This window comes from Luteolibacter yonseiensis (genome assembly GCF_016595465.1).
GTDB classification, from domain to species: Bacteria; Verrucomicrobiota; Verrucomicrobiia; order Verrucomicrobiales; family Akkermansiaceae; genus Luteolibacter; species Luteolibacter yonseiensis.
In genome coordinates this window covers 21,143-41,388 of record NZ_JAENIK010000002.1, presented here as the reverse complement: position 1 = coordinate 41,388, position 20,246 = coordinate 21,143, and the positions used below count along the sequence as shown (strand labels likewise).

Genomic DNA, 20,246 nt, shown 5'->3' with positions numbered 1-20,246 from the left:
ACCATTTTTCATAAATAAGGTGACTTGATCCCGAGTCGCGGCTCCGTGGACTGCGTGCGGCTCGCCGCCGCTTTCGTCTGCCAGCTCGCTGGCCGGAACGGAGGCTCGAATTCATAGGTCGCGCCTCCCCTTGTGCGACAGCCTGCGGAGCAATCAATGATCCGCTTTGGTTCCGCCATGTCAGCAAGCTGACTACGGAAAGCGGCGGCGAGCTGCGCGCATTCCGAAAGCTTCGCCGGCTCCAATCGTCACTTTATTTCCGGAAACTGGTATTAGATCCCCGCATCGAGTTTTCGCGCAGAATGAATTCCGCGCTCCAATTTCACACTCCCTCCGGCACGTGCCTTGAAGAGAAGAAGATTTCCATGCGATGGTTCAGGTCGTCATAGAAACGCTTCTTGATCGCTTCCAGCGCGGCGCGCTTGTCGCTCTCCGCCACGCCGATGGTCTGCTCCTCGAGCTTCATTTTCTCGGCGAAGGCCTTTTCCATTTCGATGAGTGAATCCAGGAACTCCCTCGCGGCGCGGGTGTGCTCCACGCCGTCCACCAGCGCGTGTTCCAGGCGTTGGTTGCGTGTCACGGCGATGAGGTTCCCGGTGGAAAGCTGCTCCATGTAGCGCACGCGGCTCTGGCGGAAGGCGCGGTGCTCGGAGTCGAACGTGATCTCGTCGCGGTCCACCAAGGTGTCATATGGACCCGGCTTGGTGAAAAATTTCACGATCAGCGGGATGGTATCCACCAACATGAAGAGCAGCGTGAGAACGATGTAGGTGTAAAAGGCGAATTGTCCGCCCTCGTTGCCCGCCTTGAAAAGGGCGTGCAGCGCGAGGGTCTGGGTGAGGATGTCCCGACGCGGTTCGGCACGCATCGCGGCGAGGCGGTTGGCTTCCTCGGTGGCCACGGCGGCCAGTTCGCCCTGCGTGCGGTTGAGCTCGGCGAGGCGGGTGTCGATCTGTTGCTTGATCGTCTCGCGCAGGGAGTTCTGCTGGGTGACGAACTGCCCGGCCTGGTCGTTCTCCACTTTCTGCTTCAGTCCGGCGACGCGCTCCGCCTCGACCCTGTTCGCGGCGGCGATCTCCGCGAGCTTGGTTTCAAACTGCTTGATCGCGGCGGCCTCCGCCTGGCGTGACTGGGTTTGAAGGGTGGATTTTTCCGCGGTAAGATGCTCGAGCAATCCGCCGAGGCGCTTCGACTCCTCGCGCCGCGGTTCGAGCTGGTCGGAGCGGACGGAGCGGGCGCGCGGCCCCTCCCCTTTCATGCCCGAGCGTTGGCCGTTGAGCTCGCGTTCGAACTCCGCCTGCCAGAATCCCAGTTCGGACTGGAGCTTGGCGTATTGCGGGGTGAGTTCGTCGGATTGTTTCTCGATGGCGGTGAGGCGTTCGCGGAATGGCGCGGTCCCTTCATCAATCGCCGCTTTCAGCTCGGTCTGTTGTTCCGAGGTCAGGCCCGGGATCGCCGATTTCGCCTCCTCCGTTTCCTGGATGATGAACTTCGCCTGGAACGACTCGTTCCACTTCGCGCGCTGCTCGGCCAGAGCGGTTTCAAGCGTCGTGACCTGGCCACGGATTTTCTCCTTCTGCTTCTCGAAACCACCGCGCACGACCTCGATCTCCGCCGCGCGGTCTTTTTCGATCACCGAGGAAACGGTGTCGCGGAACAACAGCAGCACCAGCGGGTGCGCGATGGTGATGCCCATCAGGACCGCCACCACGAGACGCAGCGAGAACTGCGACAGCTTGCGCACAAGAGACATGTAGGGCCGGTAGCTGGCAAGCAGCGCGCGGTCGATGGTGAGGATGATGAAGGCCCACACCGCGGCCACCGGGTAAATGACGCGGGCGTTGTCGGTGAGTGTCGAGAGCGCGTAGGCGCACGCGATGAAAGCGAAGGCGCAGGGCACCAAAACCGTCGCGCCGAAGGCGACGTATTTGCGCTGCTCCCATGGAGGACATTGTTCCAAAGTCTCGGTGCCGGCTCCGGAAAGCCAGAAAAACGCGCGTTTGAGGGAGTGCATGGTCGTAGGAGATCAATCGAGCCTTACTCGCACATTTTTCTTTTTATTACAAATCTTCCGGCATTTTTCCGGGCAGCAATCTTGACGGGCCGAGGGAGGATTGTTCCAAATCGACAGATGAAGGACGCGCCCGCACCAATCACTCCCCATGATCCGCAAGGCCCGGCGATGGATCGCACTCCTCTCCAAGCGTTGGATTGGCTGCAAAGCGGTGGCGGAATTTCTCATGCCTGCGGAAACCGGTTGAAAACCGACATCCGGTCGGAGCGGCTCGCGAAACGCCATTGGTGGGAAGCCTGACCGGCAGATTGACGCAAGGTTGGGATTGCCGGATTTCACGAAGCCGGTAGTCTCCGGCAAATGTTGAACCGCTTTTACGGGGCTTTTGACACGGAGCGGCGCTCGGGTGCCTGCGACGGAGACTACCGCACGCCATTCCAGATCGACCGCGACCGGGTGCTGCACACCCCCACGTTCCGACGCCTGCAGAACAAGACGCAGGTCTTCTGGAGCGGCGAATATGATTTCTACCGCACCCGGCTGACTCATTCGCTGGAGGTCGCGCAGATCGGGAAATCGATTTCCTACTGGTTGAAAAGCCGCCCGGACGGACCGCTGGGTGATGACTTCTTCATCGATGCCGATCTCATCGAAGCCATCTGCCTTTCGCACGATCTCGGGCACCCTCCCTTCGGCCACGCGGGCGAGCGCACGCTGAACCACCTGATGCGGGACTACGGAGGCTTCGAGGGAAACGCCCAGACGCTGCGGCTACTGACCGAGCGGATCTTCTCCGCCCGCCGCAGCGGCATGGACCCCACACGCGCGTTCCTCGACGGCGTGCTGAAATACAAGTCGCTGTGGACGGAATTGGGAAACCAGCCCGAGCACCACTTCATCTACGACGAACAACACGCCCACCTCGACTGGGCGATGGGCGGAAATGATTTCCCGCTGGAACTCACGCCCGGGAAGACCCGGGACACGTTCAAGTCCATCGAGTGCCAGGTGATGGACTGGGCGGACGACACGGCCTACTCGCTCAACGACCTCTCCGACAGCGTGCGCGCGGGATTCCTCAACATCGAGAAAATCGAAGCCTGGGCGGAAAAACAGGGAGCCGACACCGGGGACGGCACGCCGCTGGGCGACCTGATGAAAGCCATCCGCAGGCGGCGGGTGGATCCCTTCGTCGGCAAACGCATCGGGAAATACATCCAGTCCACCCAACTGGTGACGGATGTGAATTTCCTCAGCGGCACCACGAACCGCTACCGTTACCGGCTCGTCATCGATGAGTCGGTGAAAGCGGAGTCCCGGCTCTTCAAGAAACTGGCCTTCGAGGTGGTGTTCCTCTCACCCCAGTTGAAACAGCTCGAACACAAGGGCAGCCGCATGCTGCGGCAGTTGTGGGAAGTGCTGGGGCAGCGATACATTTCCGAAGGAACCATCGACGGGCAGGATTTCCAACTCCTGCCGGCGGACACGGCAGCGGAAATCCAGGCCGCGCCGGACGAAGCGGCGCGGGCCCGCCTCGTGTGCGATTTCCTCGCGGGCATGACCGACGGCTATGCAGCACGCACCTACAAGCGGCTGTTCTCGCCGGACTTCGGATCAATCGGGGATCTGGTCGGATAGGCTCCCTTGTTTCTGAGAAAATCGACAGCTCCACACCGCTCATCGTCACGGCACCTCTCACAAGATGGGCGATCATGTATCGCCCCTCCGCAAGGAAAGGCGATACGCCATCGCCTGCACTGGAACAGTGCGCATCAAACCGCCGAGGGTTTGAGCACGCCTACGTAGGGCAGGTTCCGATACCTGCCTTTGTAATCCAGCCCGTAGCCGACGACAAACTCGTCGCCTATTTCAAATCCCACATAATCGGCGTTCACTTCCTCCGCGCGTTCCTTGTCTTTCGCCAGCAAAACGGCGGTGTGCACCGCGACAGCCCCTTCTTCCAACAGTCTCCGTTCGACCGCGTGGAGCGTGCGTCCGGTATCGAGGATGTCGTCCAGCAACAGGACATGGCGGCCTTTCACCTCGGGAAAATGGCGGTCGAGGAAATCGACCTTTCCCGAGCTTTCCAATCCACCGTGGTAGCTGGCGACGTTGAGGCATTCGATCTCCAACTGGCGGGGAACCCGGCGCAGCAGATCGGCCGCGAAAACGAGCGCGCCCTTGAGAAGGATGATGACGACCAGGGTGCCGCCGGGAAAATCGCGCTCGATATCCAGCGCCATCGCGTCGAGGCGTTTTTGGATCACCGCCTCGTCGATCAGCACCCGTTCGATGTCGTCCCGCATGCCGGAGGGATAATGGTGGGAGATGACGCTAGCAAGACCGGATGATGCCCATCCCTCCTCATGCGGGCGACAGGAAACGTTTGGGATCCATCGATGCGTGGATTGATTGGACCTTTCGTTTTCTCCCGATACGTTCCGAGCCTCCGCCATGATTGATTTCGCGAAAAACCTGCCGTCTGCGGGTGAACCCCGGTTTTGGGAAATTTCTCCGGGCAGGCACCTGGCATGGAATGAATATGGTGATCCGCAGGGAAAACCGGTGATGTATTATCACGGCTGGCCGAGTTCCCGGTTGCAGGCACGTCTGGCACATCATCTGGCCCTCGAGCGCGGCCTGAGATTGATTGCCATGGACCGGCCGGGCATGGGCAGATCATCTTTTGAAGGAGGGCGGCTGCTGGATTCATGGCCCGGGTTGATGGAGCGGTTCGCGGATGGTCTGGGGATCGGGAAATTCGCCCAACTGGGTGTGTCCGGCGGCGGACCATATGTGGCGGTCTGTGCGGCGAAAATCCCGGAACGCCTGACGGCATCGGCGGTGCTGGGCGGGATGGTGCCCGTGGATGGTCTGGCCAGCGGCGTGCGCGGCCTGCACCCGGCCTACCGGGCGTTGATTCCACTCCGCAAGCTTCCTGCCGGTCTGTTCACTCCGGTTTTCCGCACGGCGGCGGCCATGGGATGCGGTTGGAAACCGGCCGCACCGCCGATGTCCTGGGCGCTGCGCACCGTTGGCACGGCGGACAAGCAACTGGTACTCGGCTCGCCCGAAGTGTGGACCGTCATGGCGCGGAGTTTCAAAGAAGGCGTCCGCATCCATGGCGGCCACGGAGCGATGGCGGATGCGGCGGTTTATTTCCAGTCTCTGACATTCAATCCCGCAACCGTGCGCCACCCGATCCGCTACTGGCATGGCGGGGATGACCGGAACATTCCGCCGGAAATGCTGCGCGAGTTCACGGGAAAAATCGCTGGCGCGGAACTGGTGGTGGACGGGTCGCTCGGCCATTTTTCGCTGGTGGTGGAGCGCGCTCCGGCGGCGTTGGATCATCTGGCGGCGGCGTCCGCATGAAAAAATCCTCCCGCGCTCCGGAATACGTCGCCTCACACCGGGGATTGACGGATGCGTTTGAGGGTGGATCTTCGCGATGAACGAACGGATGAATTCAAATCCCAACACCGAAACACCGCCTGAGGAGGACTGGGTCCATGTGGGCCGCTATCCATCGCTGGACCAGGCCTACGAGCACGGACTGGTGGTGCTGGCGATGGGCGAGGCCTGCCGGGTGACGGAATCCGAGGTGCCCGGGGAATGGGAGCTTCAGGCGGAACCCCACCCCGCTCCGAAGATTTCAGAGGAACTCGACGCTTACGGACGGGAAGCGGCCCCCTTCGTCATCCCGGCGTGGAGTGGAAAGGAATGGACGCGGCATCCGGCGGGCTGGGGCCTCACCGGGCTCTGGGTGCTGGTATTGCTCGCGGTGTTTTACTGGCAGGATGTGGATTACAAGCTGGCGGACCGCGCGGCTTCATCCAGCGTGGGATTCATCGGCAGGGGTGAATGGTGGCGTCCTTTCACCGGGCTTTTCCTACATGCGGACCTGGCCCACCTGATGGGCAATCTCGCCGGCGGGGTGGTTTTCGCAGGGCTGGTCGCAAGGTCGGTCGGCCCCATGGTCGGCTGGTTGCTGATCCTCGGGTGCGGCACCCTGGGAAATGCGCTGGTCTCGCGGCTGGCGTATCCCGGGTCGTTTGTCTCCCTCGGGGCTTCGACGGCGGTGTTCGCGGCGTTGGGGATCCTGTGCGGGGCGGGAGTGGCGGAGGTTTTTCATGAACGGGTCAAAATGCCGTGGATGAGGATCTTCGCACCGCTGTTCGCTGGGCTCGTCATTCTCGGCTGGCTGGGAGGCAACAACGACGGAAACACCGACATCCTGGGACACGTCTTCGGCTTCGGATCGGGCGTGGTGGCCGGGATCGCCACCGGTGCCTACGAAGCCAGGCGCAGCGAGATACGGGTCCCGTCGGCCACCTGAAGCGCGGCATGCGGCATTTTCCCGGAAAAACCGACATCCGTAATGTTTCCCGGCGCGATTTTTTTTGTCGTGTGATGGGCTCCCGCCCTGATTGACTTTCCGCCGTTCGCCCGATGCCGGAAAATCCCACTGAAGATACCCTGTTGTTAGTCGATCCCGATCTGGATTTCCTGGATTGGGCCACCAAGCATCTTTCCGCCAAAAACCTGCGGGTGCTGCGGTGTGACAATGCCGCGAACGCCATCAAGGTCATTGAGAAAACCCCGGTCAGCGTGGTGGTCGCCGCGATGGAGCTCGAACCCTTCGACGGGATGGAGCTGCTCGGCCGCATCCTCCAGCAGAGCCCGCAGACGCTGGTGGTCCTGACCGCCGGTTTCCCGACGACCGGGCAGATCATCGAGGCCACCCAGCGCGGCGCGCACGATGTGCTGCGCAAGGAGTCGCTGGCATTCGAACTGCGCCCCGTGGTGGAATCCGCGCTCCAGACGCAGGACGACCGCCGCAGCGCGGGCCAGCCGGATCCGGAAATGCCGAAGCATGACAGCCGGGTGAAGATGATCGGGATTTCCCGAGCGTTGCAGGAGGTTTTCAAACTCGTGGGCCGCGTCGCCCGCTCGGACGCGCCCATCCTCATCGCCGGGGAAAGCGGCACCGGCAAGGAGCTTGTCGCGAAGGCGGTGCACGAGTACAGCCCGCGCAAGCAGAAGGAAATGATCACCATCAACTGCGGCGCCATTCCGGAAAACCTTCTGGAGAGCGAGCTCTTCGGTCACGAGAAAGGTTCCTTCACCGGAGCGATCGCCCGCCGTGCCGGACGCTTCGAGCAAGCGGATGGCGGCACGCTTTTCCTCGATGAGATCGGCGACATGCCGCTTTCCATCCAGGTAAAGCTCCTGCGCGTCCTGCAGGACGGCTCGTTCTCCCGCGTGGGTGCGAACGAAACCCTCACCACGGATGTCCGCATCGTCGCTGCCACCCACAAGAATCTCAGCGAGGAAGTGGCCGCGGGGCGATTCCGCGAGGATCTCTACTACCGCCTGAACGTGGTGGAGATCAAGATCCCCGCGCTGCGCGAGCGGCTGGAGGACATTCCGCTGCTGGCCGAGTTTTTCCTGCAGCGCATCACCCGGAAAAACGGCATGGCGCGCATCCGCATCTCGGCGGAGGCCATCGCCACCCTGCAATCCCACAACTGGCCGGGGAACGTGCGCGAGCTGGAAAACACCATCGCCCGCGCCTGCGCGCTCGCGTCCTCACAGATCCTCCTGCCTGCGGACATCCCGCTGGCATCCGCCCCGCGCAAGTCCCCCGCCGGTTTCAATGCCGCGCTGGACCAGCTCATCAATGCCGCGCCGACCGGAGTGAACCTGCTCGACTGGCTGAACGCGGAAATCGCCGGACGCGTCCTCGAGCGTTCGGACGGCGATTTCAAGGAAGCCTCCAACACGCTGAACCTTCCCCTGCCGGATCTCCGCAAACTTCTCGCCCAGAAAGAGTGACATGCTGCACGTCGTCGAACATCCGCTCATCGCCGAGGAACTCACGAAACTCCGCGACCCCGGATGTCCGTCACCGGAATTCCGCCAGCGCGTCCGCCGGATCTCCTCGCTGATGGTTCCTTCCGTCACCGCGAATCTGGAAACCGAGGTGGTCGAATGTGCGACCCCGCTGGAAATCACCTCCGGCGTGCGGGTCTCACGCGGCATCATCCTCGTTCCCATCCTGCGCGCGGGCCTGGGATTTCTCGATGGATTTCTCGACCTCATCCCGCAGGCCTCCGTCGCCCACATCGGTGTCGCCCGGAACGAAGTCACGCTGGAGGCGGAGCCCTACTATCTGAAACACCCTCCGACAATCGGTGAGCATGAGATCATCGTGCTCGATCCCATGCTCGCGACGGGCGGATCCGCCATCCACGCCGTCCGCACCCTGCACGCCGCCGGAGCCCGCCACCTGCGGTTCGCCTGCCTCGTCGCCTCCCCCCAGGGAGTCGCCGCGCTGGAATCCGCCTTTCCGGAAATCCACATCCACACCGCCTGCCTCGACCGCTGCCTGAACGACCGCGGCTACATTCTCCCCGGCCTCGGTGATGCCGGAGACCGGTTGTTCGGGACCTGTGCGTGAAGCGCCCGCGGACCACGTGTGGCCCGCAGTCCGAAGGAGCCGCCATCAACCGCCCGGCAATATCACAGGATGGAACCCGGTCCGTAAGCCGCGGCCTGCGGACTGGCTTTTTCCAACTCCCTGACCGCTGCGGCGAATGTCTCGATCTGTGTCTTGGCGGCACCGGATTCGCGGTCGCCTTTTGCCAGGATGGCATCCAGCGCCTCGCGTGAGAGGCCGAGGCGGCTGTCCCCCGCGAGGCGTTCGATAAGGTTGTTGCGTTCGATTTTCCCAGTGCGGAGATCCGCGACGGTGGCGACGGCGTGCTCCTTGATGGCCTTGTGCGCGGTCTCGCGGCCGACGCCGGATTTCACGGCTTCCATCATGATGGTGGTGGTCATGAGGAATGGCAGGTAGTGCGCGGTCTCGGCATTGATGACCGCCTCGTAGGCGTCCATCTGGTCGAGCACGGTGAGAAAGGTTTCGAACATGCCGTCGATGGCGTAGAACGAATCCGGCAGCATGATGCGGCGGACGACCGAGCACGAGACATCGCCCTCGTTCCACTGGTCGCCCGCGAGACCGGAGGCCATGGCGAGGTAGCCCTTGAGGATGACGTGGAAGCCGTTCACCCGCTCGCAGGAGCGTGAGTTCATCTTGTGCGGCATGGCGCTGGAGCCGGTCTGGCCGGGGGCGAAGCCTTCGCTGGCGGTTTCGTGACCGGCCATCAGGCGCAGGGTTTTGCAGAAGGAGGAAGGACCGGAACAAAGGTCGGTCAGCGCGGCGACCACGCGGAAGTCGAGCGAGCGGGGATAAACCTGGCCGACGTTCGTCCAGACGGCGGGCATGCCGAGGTGCGCGACCACGCGTTTTTCGAGATCCGCGACTTTTTCCGCATCACCTTCGAAAAGGGAAAGCTGGTCCATCTGCGTGCCGACCGCGCCTTTCAGACCGCGCACCGCGTAGGTGGCGATGACGGCGTCGAGGGCCTGCAGGGCGCTGAGAAGCTCCTCGCCAAACATTGCGATGCGCTTGCCGAGCGTGGTCGGCTGGGCGGCGACGTTGTGGGTGCGGGCGGTGAGGATGAGCTCGCTCCACTGCTCCGAACGCTCGCGGAAACGGCGCAGCGTGGCGACGGTCTTGTCGCGGACGATGAGCAGCGAACGGTAAACCTGGAGTTGCTCGACGTTCTCCGTGAGATCGCGCGAGGTCATGCCCTTGTGGACCTGCTCGTGGCCGGCGAGGTCGTTGAATTCCTCGATGCGGGCCTTCACGTCGTGGCGGGTGATTTTTTCCCGGGCCATGATGGAGGCGGTGTCCACGCTGTCTTTCACCTTCTCGTAGGCGTCGATGGCATCCTGCGGGACGTCGAGGCCGAGATCGCGCTGCGCTTTCATCACGGCGATCCAGAATTCACGCTCCAGCACGATGCGCCCTTCGGCGGACCAGATGGCTTGGAGTGCGGGCGAGGCGTATCGTTCGGCGAGGACGTTTGGAATCACGCGCGGACCATGGAGAACTAAAAATGAAGTTTCAAGAGACAGTTGCCTGAAATTTCAGGGCCTCGACCGTGGAAATGACGGGAGAAATGGTGCACGGGTTCCGACCTAAATCACTGAAATGAAGTGGTCGGGGCGGCCGGATTCGAACTGACGACATCCTGCTCCCAAACAGGTGGATCAAACATATCAATTGATTTAATACATTTTGGCATTGAGCCACCAAGCCAATAAGACATTAAATATTAGATAGTTGCATATGCAAATCTTGATATATGTGAGTGATCGGCAGGTGTGGCATGTTCAAGGTCTGCAACAACTCAGTACGATCTTTCACTCCAGCGGGCATTCGCCGGCGATCCAAGGTGGGTGGATCGTCCGCAAGAGTTCGAAATTTCCAGCGGAAAGTTTTCTTCCATCCTTGCTCAAGGCGGTCCCACGGGACACGCGTCGTTTGGACAAATGGCCTCCTCTCTTGGCGCGGGCCGGCGCTCCTCCCGACCTTGGCAGCTTGCGTTCATCACGGAAGCGGCAAACGATAGAATCCCTTGCCGGCACCTTCGCCGGCATCCAGTTCATATTGATCGCCCACCACAACAGGGGTGCCCGGGACCGTAGTCCATGGATCGGCAAGGTCATCACTGTGGAGCGGGATCACCTCGGGTGCCACGGACTTGGGCCAGCTGAGGATGATCCGCGACCCCGGTTGCCGGATCCGGATCGAAAGGACGGTTTCATTTCCAGCGGCAAAGGGAAATGTGAGGGATGCGACGGGATTGTCGGTCTGCGGATCGAAAGTGAAGATACGGATGTGATCGAGATCTCCCAGCAGGCAGGCGGTCGATCCTGAAAAAATTCCAAGGTGCGCGTTGCTGCCGTGAAACGGCTGCCCCGCCTGGGTGGGAACCTGCGCGACACCATTGATGTAAAAGGTGGACACTCCCTGCTTGCGGATCACCGCGAGATGCGTCCAGACATCGGGGCGCGCGACCTGGGAAGGCGAGATTCCGAAGTCCGCCCCGATCCAGCCGATGCCCTTGTAGCTCGCCGCCCAATAACCGCCCTCAAGGTGGAATCGGAGATTTCCGTCGTCTTTCTTTCCCGTGGCGAAAAGGCCGACGGTCTGATTCACATCCGGCACCCGGACCCAAAGTTCCGCAGCGAAATTATCGCTGGGAACCGCGGTCAGATCCGATTGAAACTGATAATCGTTCACGCCGTTGAAACTGGCGAAGTGGCTGGAAACCGGCGAGGCCGGGGTGGTTTCGATGCCGAGTTTGTTCCCGAGGGTGAAGTGCTTCCCTCCCACGGTGTCTTGGACGAGATCGCCGACGAACGATCCGTCCTCTCCCAAGGGGAAAAGTGTCGTTTCCCGGACAGTGGCAACACAGGTGAATGGCAGGCAGAATGGCAGAAGCAGCGCCCGGCGGAGATTCTTCATTAGTATCGATGTCTTTTTGTTCATGGATCGGTGGTCTGTTTTGAATTGGAAATGGGGGGAACTCCGGCAGGATCGAAATCTGGAATAGAGAACACCCGGGGTACGGTGCGGCCGGGAGCGGGCACGATGAAGACAAGCTGCCTCGCATCCGGCTCCCGGCGCCAGGTCCCCCGTAAAAGGGGGCGTCGCTCCTGGGACCCTTTCGCCACGCAGTCGATCATCACCGGATAGTCACCGACCTGTTCGTTCGGGGGCTGGACGAGGCCCATCGAAGCGGGTTCCATCTGGATTGTCCTGGACCCGAGACGGCCGATCACGCGGAAGTTCGTAAGGTTCGCCAAATGGACTCCGCCTTTCGGAAACACCTCCGGAGACGCATTGATCGCGTGAATGCGGAACAGTCCTCCACCCGTGGAGCCGGGAAAAACAATCAGGACAACCCGCCGCCATTCCGTATCCAGCGCCACCTGGCAGGCTTCGGATGGCGGGCGTCCGTCCCGGAGTTGTTCGGGAAGATCCGCGACGGAAATTTTCCCATCCGGTTCCGCGATCCTGAGCGAGTCCGAAAGATTCATCTTCGCCAGTTTCACAGGGGTCACTGTTCCGGCATGGCGGATGTAGATCGTATTCGACGCCGCACCATCCCGGAGGTCCAGCACCCTCACTTCGGTGGCTGCCCATGCGTCCGGACAGAGCAGGAGCACCGATAAAAGCCCGGCGATCGCGTGGAGGAATTTCAATGGTTCGTTCAAGTTTTTCATACTTCTCCAGGATTGAGCCAACGGAATGAAACGATCTCGAATTTCCGTCCGAAGCGCCGCTTGGATTCCGGATCGTCCGCTTCGGAGGGAGCCGCGCCATCCCCGACGAAAGGCGCACATCGTCTCACAACCACCTCACACCAGGCTCGTGACCGGATATCTCCCTCCGGGGATCGGGAATCGCCGTAGCAACGGATCACGAAGGTGTCGTCCCTCACGCTCAATACCGGAGCGATCGGGCGGAGGATGTCCGCCTGCCGGATCCAGCCCGGCACCCCGTAGGCGGCATGACCTTCCGCCGCTTTTGGAAAGCGGTAGGCCGCGGTGGAGGACGGGAGATCGGAGGAAGTGATCCTCCGCGAGTTCTTTTGCAAAGTTTCGTAGGGATTCAGGGCACCTGTCGCCTTCGCAAGCTTGTCGAGCCCCGCCTGCACGGTGCCGGTGAGGGACAGCTCCTCATCGCCCCCCAGACTCCGGTTCACGAACTCGGACAACGAAAGATACGGACCACGTTTTCTCACCTGCCCGACGATCTCCCGGGCGAGGCCGTCGATCTGCTCCTCACTGAGCGCGCGATGCCCCGTGAAATCATTCGCCTCGGGAAACAAGCCGGAGCCTCCCTGTTCTCCGGGCCTTCCATCCGCCGCGATCGAGAAGCGGGAAACGGCATGGTCCACCGCTTTGGAAGGCTTCACCGCCCATCCGCCGCCGCTTTCCACAAGTGTGGGGACCTGCGTTCTGGTCATCCCTGAAAGCAGCGCTTTCCAAGCCTTCACCGAAGTCGAATTCACATTGAACATGCCATCCACCTCGAGCTTGCCTGCGATGTCCAGATAGGCCCCGGAGCCATCCACCATGGCCTCCAGGGCATCGCGCGACAGGCCGGAGAGACCAGGACCGGCGATGTAGCAGCGGTTTGGGAGTGCCATGGATTTCTCCACCGCGTCTGCGAACAGCCTCCCCTTCGGCGTCCCTCCGGATCCTTTCCATCCATCCGGACGGGATGTGATGCCGGATACGAACCAGTCGTCGAACAACAGATGGTTCGCAATGTAGGAGTCATCATGCTGGAGAGCGTTCAAACGGACCCCGTCGGACGGCAGCAGAGGGTTGGCGTCACTGTTTCCAATCAGGTTCAGGGAAAAGGGCGGCACCGCGTTGTTGTTGCGGAAATCAAAATGGGTCAGCTCCGCGAGCGAGAGCACCGGACGCACGGGCAGTTCCACCAGCACGCACCGACCGAGGCCGTTGGAGGCATCCTGCCCTGAAACGATGAATCCCCGCCCCGTCGAAGGATCCGCCTGCGGCAGCCCCGAATCGCTCCACCCGGCATGGGCCTGGAAGCGGAAATCGTAGGGTGAGTTCGCCGGATGGTCCACACCGGCGGCGGCGACGCCGAGCGCGGCGAGCGCCTTGTCCCCGAGCTCCGTATTGAACACGAGCGGATTGGTCTGGAGAAGTCCCCTCGTGGCGATGCTCACATCCGACGCCATCCGGAAACCGAACATCGACGAGCCGAAAACCTGGTTCGAGGCGGCGGCCGTCTCCAGGCTGACCGACGGCGTTTCCTCCCGCGGGATGGGCGGATAGAATTTCTCATTCCGCGCGATGTCCTCACGGATCTCCATGCGATGCGTCGCGAGCTTCTGGGTGTCCCCGCCGAATGCCGGAGACCCGTGGATATCCATGAAGATACCGATGCGTTTCTTGCCGTAGCGCACATCGGCATTGAAAGTCATCGAAGCGGAAAAAAGATCGCCTCCGCCGGCGATCAACGGCTTCGCGCCATCCCGCAGATTCTTGAAACGATACCCACCGTAGGTCCGGTAGCCCGGCGTGAGCTCCAGCTCCCTGGCGGTGAAATCCTGAGGCTTCGCCGAGGTGGGGCTGAACACACGGGTTTCCCCAGGCTTGAAAGTGTGAGCCCCCCCGGGATCCTTGAGCACGAGCTTGAGCGAGATTTGTTTACCGGAGGAAAAGGCGAGCCTGCTCAGGGGGACATTGTCCGCCACCTCCCGTCCGACACTGAAAGAAAAGCTCACCGGGGCCGCCTCCTCCACCTCGATCTCGAACCGGTCTATCGTGATGCCGACGTTGTAGGGATTCCACAAGGTCACCACCGGATTGACGATGAGTTCCGCCTGATAGCGTCCGTCCTGGAGTTTGCCGGCTCCGTATGAATAGACCCATTGCACCCGCGCCACCGTGGGAAACCTCCGCACCGTATCGCGCCGGTGCGCCTGGGTGGAATTTCCCAGTTGGTTCGAAATGCTCGGAGGGAAATGAATCTCCCCGCCCGCTGAGGCGGATGCGATCTGCCGGTACTGCATCATGAAATCGCGAAGGGCGTTCCAACTCACCACGGCTCCGTTCATGTTCCATTTCGATGTCGTCGAGGGCCCTTCCAACGGTGCCGCCCATGGATACAGGAGCATGCCCGGCGGATGGTTTTCGTCCGCCTTCGCCGCCTTCGTGGATTCGCCAGGCTTGAGGCCGAAAAACGGCAGGCCACGGGAAGGCAGGGAATCCCAGTTTTCCGACATGAGGGAGAGATCCTTCCGCCAGCCGCCGGTCGCACTGTTGGTCATCAGCCCCCTGGCCCAAGGACTCAGATCATGATAAGTGCCGGCAGCTCCGCCGGTCCCGGTTTCAGCCACCAGGAGTTCATAACTCCGGCGCGTCTCCACACGATCCAGCAAGGCTTCGTCCCGCAGTCCGAATGAACCGGGGGAGGCATCGGTCCTGGACTTCATCCGGTCCACCCAATCCGCCGGTGCGAGATCCGAGACATCCTCGTGATCCACCTTCGCCTTCTGATTCTCACCGCCCACCCACCAGGCGTAGCCACCCCGGGTCTTTCCCGATTCGATCAACACGGGTTTCATGTGGATCTCCTTGCCATGAACCGCCGCTCCAAGGCTTCCCCCCGCCAGCAATGCCACCCTGCCCTCTCCTGCCGCGACATCGGGAGGGACGTTCACATCATCCCGTGATTCAGCTCCCGATACCAACCATCCGAGAAAGCGCCCCGCTCCGTCCGGTTCCCCGGCATTTCCGTTCTGCCGCTTCCTTCCGTATCCGGGTATCACGGGCAGCCCGTCCGCGCCATGGTCGGTTCCCTCCCAACTTCTCCAGACGCCCACGGTGGGGCCGGATGCCGGGTCGATCAGATCGGACGGAGCGGTGATACGGGTGTCAGGACCAGCCAATACCTGCAGCCGGCCGATGGCATCCATCATCGCCAGGCGTGCGTTCGCCTCCGCTTCACGGCGGGAGGATGGGGAGGAACGAAGCGAGATGCCCGACAACGAAATCATCCCGATCAGGACCGTCATGAGCAGGACCATCATCATCAGTGTCGCCACCAATGTGAATCCCCTCCGCACGGAGGCATCGCGGCCTCGTTGAAGAGCTTCTCGTTGTTTCCCGGCCATTGCGGATGATGGTTCGAACCCTGCCGCCTTCACTTCCGGCGGCGCGTCACGAGGCAGCCGATCGCTCCCAGACACAGGACAAGTGCGGACGGCTCGGGAACCTGAAGGGCTGAAACCGGATTGTCCGTATCGGGATCGAAGGAGAAGATCCTGATTTCGTCGATGTCTCCGGAGTAACGCGAGAGGCCTTGGTTGAACACACCCAGGTGCGAGCGTCCCGTCTCGTGCACGGGAGTGGCGGTGCTGGTCCCTCCTTGGGCGAGCCCGTTGATGTAAAATGTGGAGACTCCTTTGCTGCGGACCACCGCGAGATGGGTCCATTCGTTCTCCGTGATCGCCTGACCCACGGTCCCTCCGTCCGTGGGGTCGTCTCCGATCCAGCCGACGCCTTTGTAGCTGGCCGCGAAGTAACCGTTCTCCACATGGAACCGCAGGTTTCCATCGGCGCGGCGTCCGGGCGAGAAGATCCCGGCCTGCCGGTCCGCGTCCGCCACCCTCACCCACATCCCGATCGCGAAATTATCGACCGGAATCGTCGCCATGTTCGCCCCGAACGCATCGGACGACCCATCGAAATGCGAGTAGGTTCCGGAGGCCGGAGAAGGAAGGATCGTGCTGGTGGTGATCGCGCCTGTGGATCCGGTGTAGTGGGCCCCGGCGCCCGACCCGTCCTGCGGCAGCAGCCCGTCGAAGGAACCCGCCTCTCCGAGATGATATTCCCGCAGCAGCGTGACCGCGGCATCAGCCGATGGAACGGACCACGCCGCCAGCAGCATGCAGACGGCGTTTCTCAGCAGGCCGGGGGCGGGAATCATGATGGGTGACACTGGAAATTTCATGGGAATTGACGGGCTGGTTGAATGATGGAAAGACCGGCTGGACTTTGATTTCAGTGGGGCTCTTTCATGATGTATGACACCGCAGGGTTTGCGAAAACGGACAACAATCACTCTTCCGCGAGGAGACTTTTTCGTCACCGTAATGGCGTTGTGAAGAAGCTCCGGCTGGCTGAATCGACTGGTGCGGAAGCACCTCTCCCATGCATATGGAAAACCGGCACAACGACCAGTATCTGCTCGAACGTTTCAGAGAAACCGGTGACGAAGGAGCCTTCCTTCTTCTCTATTCCAGACACTTGCCGTCCTTGCGGAAGAGGGCGGCGAAAATTCTCGACGGTGACCATGCCGCCGCGGAGGACATCGTCCAGCAAGCGTTCGCCGACCTTGCCCATGAATCCGGAGAGTCGCCCTCTCCGAGGAATCTCGCCTCCTGGCTGTCCCAGTGCGTGACGAACGCCGCGCTCAATCTGCGCCGCTCCGCGAAGCGGCGCTCCCGCCGCGAGGAAGAGTATGCCGAGCTCGCGCGGCCCGCCACATCACCCGCCGGATGCCCTGAAAAGATCGACGCGGTCCGCCGCCTGATCGACAATCTGGATCCGTTGGACGCGCAGGCGATTCTTGCCCGGCATGTCGAGGGGCTGAGTTATGAAGAGGTATCCCGCCGTTATGGGTTTCCGAGTCCGGATGCCGGGCGAAAACGCATCCGCAGGGCCATCGACCACCTACGGCTGAGCACACCAATCATCAGTATTCTGGCCGCGGTGAATTCCACGGCGCGTGGTGCCCGGTTGTATATGATGAAATGGACGGCGGGAGCCGGCGGACGGATTACCTATAGATCCATGTTGTGGCCGGGCGGCGCCTGCTTTTGTCTTGGACTATGTTTTTGGTTGGCCAGGGATTCCACGGCAAAACAGATGAACATGCCCGGATCCGCCGACGTGAGGTTCGCCGGGGTTGATGGACATCCGCGCCCCCTATCATACATCCCGCCCTCATCCGGCACCGTAGCTCCGGCAGGCGGCACCGGCACCACACAGGCATCCGCCACCACAACCGGCGGCGCGGGAATCCTCGCGCATTGGAAATTCGACACAGTCAGTGCGGATCTGACTTTCGACGAGATCTCCCGGAATCCCGCCCGTGCGGAAGGAGGCCTGGTCACGACGGCCGGTAGAAACGGGCGTGGTGCCATCAGGGTCATCCGGGGAGCGGGACTGGAGGTGGCGGACGCGCGGTTTCTCAACGCGTCCTCCCGCTCCGGAGCCGTCTCCATCTCATTCTGGCAGCAGAACGAGGGCACCATCCGCTCCAGCTCCTTCTTCGGCGCATCCCGCAACTCATCCGACCGGAGGGGCATCCAGGCTCATGTTCCGTGGGAGGATGGCAGGATCTACTGGGATACCTCGGGAAAGGAACGCCTGGTCGCCGATCCTTCTTCCCTCTTCCCGGACTGGGATTGGTCGGACCGTTCCTGGCATCACTATGCGTTCGTCAAGGATGGCGACATCCACCGCCTCTGGCTGGACGGCGTGTTGCTGACGGAAGGTCTGGCCGGGGATCTTCCAAAAGATTTCACCTCCCTTTGGATCGGCGGCAACGATGGCAAAAACCCGGTTCCGAATCCGGGTGCCATGGATGATTTCGCGGTTTTTTCCGGACCTCTCCGCAGGGATCAGGTCAGGTTGCTCGCCTCTGGAAAATCCCCCGACAGCGTCCTGGCCGACCACGATAGGGATCAGGACGGCCTTCCCGACTCCTATGAGACCGACCATGGACTCGATCCCTCCCGGGCCGACTCCGCCGCTGACGCTGACGCGGACGGTCTCACGAATCTCCAGGAATTTCATCTGGGCACCGATCCCAACTCGGCGGACTCGGATGCCGACGGACTTTCCGACGCGGTGGAAACGGGGACCGGTCTGTGGATTTCCCGCAAGGACACAGGCACACAGCCACTCATCGCGGACACCGATCAGGATGGACTCCCCGACGGAGCGGAAACAAACAGCGGCTACTTCATCTCCCTTTCCAACACCGGCACCCATCCTCTCGAACGTGATTCCGATCATGACGGCTGTCCGGACCGTTCCGAAATCGTTTCGCAAACCGACCCGCTGGATCCCTCCTCATCGCCCATCAAGGGTCCCCTGCCCGCTCTTGCCGCCTATTGGGACTTCGACTCTCCGACCGATCCCTGGCGCGACCTCGTCAGCGGAGCCGGCGCCATCCCCGGCGAAAGCAACCGCCTCATCCAGGGTGCGAAAGGCGGGGCCTTGCGGGTCGGGGCGAAGCTCGGCCTGCGGGTTCCGAAGTCCTCCTTCCAGTCTGTCGCCGGCTCGCTTGACACCCTTGTGATCACCTTCTGGCTCAAAGGAGCGGAGTGCTCGAAAGGATGTGCCGTATTCGCGGAATCCCCTTCCAGCGAGGGCATGATCGGACTCCGCATCCATGCTCCGTGGAAAAACGGTGAAATCATTTTCGACACGCCCCGCCAGCCTCAGTACCGGGGAAGTTCGCGAGGCGCCGTCTCCACCGAGTTCATGGATCCGGCCTGGAGCTGGAAGAAAAAACAATGGCATCACTTTGTCTTCTCCAAGCACGGCAGGGAAAAACAGATCTGGCTTGATGGCGAGCGCGTCTTCTCCGGAGAAGCGGGTCCCCTTCCCGAAGATCTGGCTGATCTATGGATCGGAAGTGATCCGGGAGGTCATGGAATCCCGGGAATGCTGGACGACTTCGCCATATTCCTCAGCCCTCTCTCGGAAAACCATATCACCCTGCTCGCCCGCGGAACGCGTCCGGATCAACTGGACATCCCCGCCACACCAGCCATCCGCTGATCACCCCCCTCTGTAGATTTCCAAGCATGAAATTCATAACACATCCGATCATCTGCCTTCTCGCCATTTCACTATCGCTCTCCGCCCAAACCGCGGAGGTCCCCAAGGACAGGATCACGGCCCTGCGCGAAGCGATGTCGGATCCCTCGGGAAAACAGGTCCTCATCGCAGCGCATCGCGGTGATTGGAGGAACCATCCGGAGAACTCGCTCGCAGCCATCCGGTCGTGCGTCACCGCCGGCTTCGACATCGTGGAGATAGACGTCCGGCTCACCGCGGATCGTCAACCCGTCATCATACACGACAAGACATTGGACCGCTCGACCGACGGCGAGGGTGGCGTCTCCCGGCGCACCTTGGCAAGCTTGCGGGAAATACGCCTCAGGGACCATGCCGGCCATCCCACAGGGGAAGGCATTCCCACTCTTCGGGAAGCCCTCGAGGCCTGCCGCGGACAGATTCTCGTCTTCATCGACAAGGCGGAACTATGCCTTCCGGAAGTAGCCGCTGTCGTTTCCGAAATGAAAATGGATGATCAGGTCATCCTGTTCCTGAGAGAACGCATGACGGAGGACTCGTTCCGGCGCCAGTTCGCCCCGCTCGTCGGCAGCCGGGTCCTGTTCATCCCTCTCATCCGTACCGCGGATGGTCCCGCCTCGGACTATATCTCCTCGGTCGAGAGATACTTGAATCCCGTCGCCTACGCGTTGGAATTCGACAAACCCGATTTCGACCTCGGCGCCATTTCCAAGGAGTTGTCCGGCCATGGCGCGCGTCTTTTGGTGAGTCCCTTGTGGCCCTCCATCTGTGGTGGATATGATGACGAAACGGCGGTCCGGAATCCCGACGCCACGTGGGGGCGTCTTCTGAGAACCGGCACGACGATCATGGTCACGGACAGGCCCCATGAAATGCTCGGTTACCTGCGCTCGGAATCAAGGCACCCTTGAACAACCCATCATTCCTGACAGCA

At 61.6% G+C, this 20,246-nt stretch carries 14 protein-coding genes; 7 read left to right on the top strand and 7 right to left on the bottom strand.

What is annotated here, in order from left to right; translation table 11 throughout:
* Nucleotides 1-322 precede the first annotated feature (322 nt).
* Nucleotides 323-2,014 carry a DUF4407 domain-containing protein gene (locus JIN84_RS01200; protein ID WP_200349190.1) on the bottom strand — a complete coding sequence of 564 codons (1,692 nt, stop codon included), beginning with the start codon at nt 2,012-2,014 and terminating at the stop codon, nt 323-325.
* A 360-nt stretch (nt 2,015-2,374) separates the two neighbouring features.
* On the opposite strand from JIN84_RS01200, the gene dgt reads away from it, so the two are divergent.
* A complete protein-coding gene (dgt, locus tag JIN84_RS01195; protein WP_200349189.1) occupies nt 2,375-3,652 on the top strand; it encodes a dGTP triphosphohydrolase in 1,278 nt (425 codons plus the stop codon).
* A gap of 134 nt (nt 3,653-3,786) precedes the next feature.
* On the opposite strand, the gene hpt is transcribed toward dgt, so the two are convergent.
* Nucleotides 3,787-4,320, bottom strand: coding sequence for a hypoxanthine phosphoribosyltransferase (gene hpt, locus JIN84_RS01190; RefSeq protein ID WP_200349188.1), 534 nt, complete (start codon nt 4,318-4,320; stop codon nt 3,787-3,789).
* Between the two features lie 148 nt (nt 4,321-4,468).
* Here hpt and JIN84_RS01185 point away from each other — a divergent pair, with 148 nt between their 5' ends.
* From JIN84_RS01185 to upp, 4 genes are all read left to right on the top strand, one after another.
* Nucleotides 4,469-5,389 (top strand): alpha/beta fold hydrolase, encoded by a 921-nt coding sequence (locus JIN84_RS01185; RefSeq protein ID WP_200349187.1) that lies wholly within the window; start codon nt 4,469-4,471, stop codon nt 5,387-5,389.
* Nucleotides 5,390-5,465: 76 nt separating this feature from the next.
* Entirely contained in the window at nt 5,466-6,353 is an 888-nt protein-coding gene (locus tag JIN84_RS01180; protein ID WP_200349186.1) for a rhomboid family intramembrane serine protease, read from the top strand.
* 113 nt (nt 6,354-6,466) lie between these two features.
* A complete protein-coding gene (locus tag JIN84_RS01175) occupies nt 6,467-7,852 on the top strand; it encodes a sigma-54-dependent transcriptional regulator (protein WP_200349185.1) in 1,386 nt (461 codons plus the stop codon).
* Between the two features lies 1 nt (nt 7,853).
* Nucleotides 7,854-8,477 (top strand): uracil phosphoribosyltransferase, encoded by a 624-nt coding sequence (gene upp / locus JIN84_RS01170; protein ID WP_200349184.1) that lies wholly within the window; start codon nt 7,854-7,856, stop codon nt 8,475-8,477.
* Between the two features lie 62 nt (nt 8,478-8,539).
* Here upp and purB read toward each other — a convergent pair whose 3' ends face one another.
* The 5 genes from purB to JIN84_RS01145 form a co-directional block, all read right to left on the bottom strand.
* A complete protein-coding gene (gene purB, locus JIN84_RS01165; protein WP_200349183.1) occupies nt 8,540-9,958 on the bottom strand; it encodes an adenylosuccinate lyase in 1,419 nt (472 codons plus the stop codon).
* A gap of 517 nt (nt 9,959-10,475) precedes the next feature.
* On the bottom strand, nt 10,476-11,420 hold the full coding sequence (locus tag JIN84_RS01160) for a LamG domain-containing protein (RefSeq protein ID WP_200349182.1): 945 nt from the start codon (nt 11,418-11,420) through the stop codon (nt 10,476-10,478).
* Nucleotides 11,417-12,157, bottom strand: a complete 741-nt coding sequence (locus tag JIN84_RS01155) for a hypothetical protein (RefSeq protein WP_200349181.1) — start codon at nt 12,155-12,157, stop codon at nt 11,417-11,419. Before JIN84_RS01155 ends, JIN84_RS01160 begins: the two co-directional genes overlap by 4 nt.
* Nucleotides 12,154-15,543, bottom strand: a complete 3,390-nt coding sequence (locus JIN84_RS01150; RefSeq protein WP_200349180.1) for a hypothetical protein — start codon at nt 15,541-15,543, stop codon at nt 12,154-12,156. The genes JIN84_RS01155 and JIN84_RS01150 overlap by 4 nt, the downstream gene beginning before the upstream one ends.
* A 77-nt stretch (nt 15,544-15,620) precedes the next feature.
* Nucleotides 15,621-16,430 carry a LamG domain-containing protein gene (locus tag JIN84_RS01145; protein ID WP_234043128.1) on the bottom strand — a complete coding sequence of 270 codons (810 nt, stop codon included), beginning with the start codon at nt 16,428-16,430 and terminating at the stop codon, nt 15,621-15,623.
* Nucleotides 16,431-16,636: 206 nt separating this feature from the next.
* Here JIN84_RS01145 and JIN84_RS01140 point away from each other — a divergent pair, with 206 nt between their 5' ends.
* On the top strand, nt 16,637-19,273 hold the full coding sequence (locus JIN84_RS01140) for a sigma-70 family RNA polymerase sigma factor (protein WP_200349178.1): 2,637 nt from the start codon (nt 16,637-16,639) through the stop codon (nt 19,271-19,273).
* Nucleotides 19,274-19,299: 26 nt separating this feature from the next.
* Nucleotides 19,300-20,223 carry a glycerophosphodiester phosphodiesterase family protein gene (locus JIN84_RS01135; protein ID WP_200349177.1) on the top strand — a complete coding sequence of 308 codons (924 nt, stop codon included), beginning with the start codon at nt 19,300-19,302 and terminating at the stop codon, nt 20,221-20,223.
* The last annotated feature ends 23 nt before the right edge of the window (nt 20,224-20,246 follow it).

What these genes read in the sequence shown, in the direction of transcription:
- hpt (WP_200349188.1), bottom strand. Translation starts at nt 4,320, where the DNA reads ATGCGGGACGACATCGAACGGGTGCTGATCGACGAGGCGGTGATCCAA.
- JIN84_RS01155 (WP_200349181.1), bottom strand. Translation starts at nt 12,157, where the DNA reads ATGAAAAACTTGAACGAACCATTGAAATTCCTCCACGCGATCGCCGGG.
- JIN84_RS01145 (WP_234043128.1), bottom strand. Translation starts at nt 16,430, where the DNA reads ATGAAATTTCCAGTGTCACCCATCATGATTCCCGCCCCCGGCCTGCTG.
- dgt (WP_200349189.1), top strand. Translation starts at nt 2,375, where the DNA reads ATGTTGAACCGCTTTTACGGGGCTTTTGACACGGAGCGGCGCTCGGGT.
- JIN84_RS01160 (WP_200349182.1), bottom strand. Translation starts at nt 11,420, where the DNA reads ATGAACAAAAAGACATCGATACTAATGAAGAATCTCCGCCGGGCGCTG.
- JIN84_RS01200 (WP_200349190.1), bottom strand. Translation starts at nt 2,014, where the DNA reads ATGCACTCCCTCAAACGCGCGTTTTTCTGGCTTTCCGGAGCCGGCACC.
- JIN84_RS01135 (WP_200349177.1), top strand. Translation starts at nt 19,300, where the DNA reads ATGAAATTCATAACACATCCGATCATCTGCCTTCTCGCCATTTCACTA.
- JIN84_RS01180 (WP_200349186.1), top strand. Translation starts at nt 5,466, where the DNA reads ATGAACGAACGGATGAATTCAAATCCCAACACCGAAACACCGCCTGAG.
- JIN84_RS01140 (WP_200349178.1), top strand. Translation starts at nt 16,637, where the DNA reads ATGGAAAACCGGCACAACGACCAGTATCTGCTCGAACGTTTCAGAGAA.
- JIN84_RS01185 (WP_200349187.1), top strand. Translation starts at nt 4,469, where the DNA reads ATGATTGATTTCGCGAAAAACCTGCCGTCTGCGGGTGAACCCCGGTTT.
- JIN84_RS01175 (WP_200349185.1), top strand. Translation starts at nt 6,467, where the DNA reads ATGCCGGAAAATCCCACTGAAGATACCCTGTTGTTAGTCGATCCCGAT.
- upp (WP_200349184.1), top strand. Translation starts at nt 7,854, where the DNA reads ATGCTGCACGTCGTCGAACATCCGCTCATCGCCGAGGAACTCACGAAA.